This window comes from Microcystis sp. M49636_WE2, assembly GCF_030065375.1.
GTDB classification, from domain to species: domain Bacteria; phylum Cyanobacteriota; class Cyanobacteriia; order Cyanobacteriales; family Microcystaceae; genus Microcystis; species Microcystis aeruginosa_C.
Genome location: NZ_JASJFG010000659.1, coordinates 1 through 1997, shown reverse-complemented (window position 1 = coordinate 1997; position 1997 = coordinate 1). Strand labels below are relative to the sequence as shown.

The 1997-nt window shown below is 38.1% G+C and carries 3 protein-coding genes; 2 read left to right on the top strand and 1 reads right to left on the bottom strand.

What is annotated here, in order from left to right; all coding sequences use genetic code 11:
- Nucleotides 1-104: 104 nt before the first annotated feature.
- A complete protein-coding gene (locus tag PX484_RS15270) occupies nucleotides 105-449 on the bottom strand; it encodes a GIY-YIG nuclease family protein (protein WP_288104546.1) in 345 nt (114 codons plus the stop codon).
- A 311-nt stretch (nucleotides 450-760) separates the two neighbouring features.
- On the opposite strand from PX484_RS15270, the gene PX484_RS15265 reads away from it, so the two are divergent.
- The gene (locus PX484_RS15265; protein WP_288104543.1) at nucleotides 761-940 is read left to right on the top strand and encodes a hypothetical protein; all 180 of its coding nucleotides are present in this window, start codon (nucleotides 761-763) and stop codon (nucleotides 938-940) included.
- Between the two features lie 38 nt (nucleotides 941-978).
- On the top strand, nucleotides 979-1956 hold the full coding sequence (locus PX484_RS15260; RefSeq protein WP_002804853.1) for a transposase family protein: 978 nt from the start codon (nucleotides 979-981) through the stop codon (nucleotides 1954-1956).
- Nucleotides 1957-1997: the final 41 nt, after the last annotated feature.

The following is a 1997-nucleotide window of genomic DNA, read 5'->3' as shown; positions in this document are numbered from 1 at the left end:
CTTAAATATTGGAAGAAAGGTAGTCGGAGAGGCCGCCTTTAGCGGGAATCCGATAGAGAGGTTCGTAGTTAACCCAGTACGGGTCAAAGCGTACAAAGCTAATTCTAGATGCAATATTTGCGTACAGAATTAGTAACTATTGTCTGCACTGCTATGCGTACATCTTCGCTGTTGTATTGATCCAGCCAAGCCCACAAAAAAGCTTTGTGTCCACCTTTAAAACGACCTCGTAAACTTTTGGTTTTACCAATGTAAAGCAATCCCTGAGATCTATGCCTGACCGCGTAAATGCCAGGACGATCAGGAATGTCCCTAAAATCCCGGCTCAAGGGTTGGCATTGCTCAAAGGGAGTAAAAGCAATTGCATCCAAGACGCTTCTTGCTTGGTTTTGTATTTCAGAGTGGTTCGTTGGCACGGAAGGCAGATTATCGGTTGTCGAACTGATCATGCCACAGAAAAAGATGCTTTACATTTCATTAACGCACCCCACTGGCGTACTGCTAGGCAGTGCCTTCGTAATCGCACTTAGACTCACAACTTCAATCTATGAGCATGGTGCGTTCCCAAAAATCCCGCATTAGGGAACGCACCCTACGGCTGAAACAGTCCAGTCAGCCTAACGCAGGAATTTTGAACATTAGATAAGGTGCGTTACATCTCATTAACGCACCCTACAAGATCTCTTGACATTTAGCGAGGTTATCTTTTATGATTGCGGACGAATAACGTTTCCTTTCCTGGCAAAAATACCGAAAAACAATGACAAAGACAAATCTTGGTAAACACATGAACCGTGGACTACTAGCTGTGGCAAGCATTGGGGCGATTTTAACCCTCTCGGAAGTCGCTAATGCTGCCACTTTCACAGTGGCAGACTTCCAATCAAATTCTAATTACACGGTCACTAGACCTCTCCATAATTTAATTAAATCACAATAATAGGATATAATAAAACAAATAGTAAATCAAAAAAAGCCATGAAAAACTACACTTGGGAATACATTCAAAAATATCCGAAACAAACTAAAAGACTATTAGGAATTGACTACCAACAACTAGAACAACTGATGGCACTTGGAAAACTTATACATCGGAAAAACCAATCAGAAATCGAAAAAACCAAAATTAGGATTAATCAACCAGGAAGCGGAACACCTCCTAAATTATCAGAAGAGGAACAAATTGTTCTAATGTTGGTTTATTTAAGACATCATCTAAGCTTTCAAATCTTAGGACTAATGTTTCAAGTGAGTGAATCAACGGCTCATAATATCTTTACCTATTGGCAAAAACTTTTTGAAGGAGAGTTACCGCCAAGTTTGTTAGAACAAATAAAGAAGTGCCAAGAAGAGGAAATAATAATTGAACAATTAAGGGATTATGAGTTGATTGTCGATAGCGCAGAACAGCCCGTGGAGAGGCCGACCGATTATCAAGAACAAAAAATATATTATTCGGGAAAGCAAAGAAGACATACTTTAAAAAGTCAATTTATTGTTTTGCCAAAAGCTGAAGATATTGTTGATGTAGTTATTGGTCAACCTGGTCCGACGAGCGACATAAAAATCTGTCGGGAAACTTTAAGCAAATTCGATTCTCAACAAACTTTTATTGGAGATAAAGCTTACCTGGGAGAAAATCAAATCAGAACTCCTGATAAAAAACCTAAGAATGGAGAATTAACCGAGAATCAAATTAAAGAAAATAAAGTTTTATCATCTCGGCGAATTTTTGTTGAGCATTTAATTCGAGTTGTCAAAGTATTTAAGGTAGTTCAAGAAAGATTTAGATTAAATAAAAGTCGATATAAATCGGTTTTACTTACCGTTTGTGGCTTAGTAAGGTTGAGAATTAGTGCGCTAATTTTAGAAGTAATAGAATGGGAGCAATCAGGGGAAGTAATTGACGTTATAATTAGCCATAGTTTTCCGTCAAAATTCGATTTTGTCTCTTAAAACCCTGATTAATCGGTTTTTAGAGCTAATTTTGACTCTTG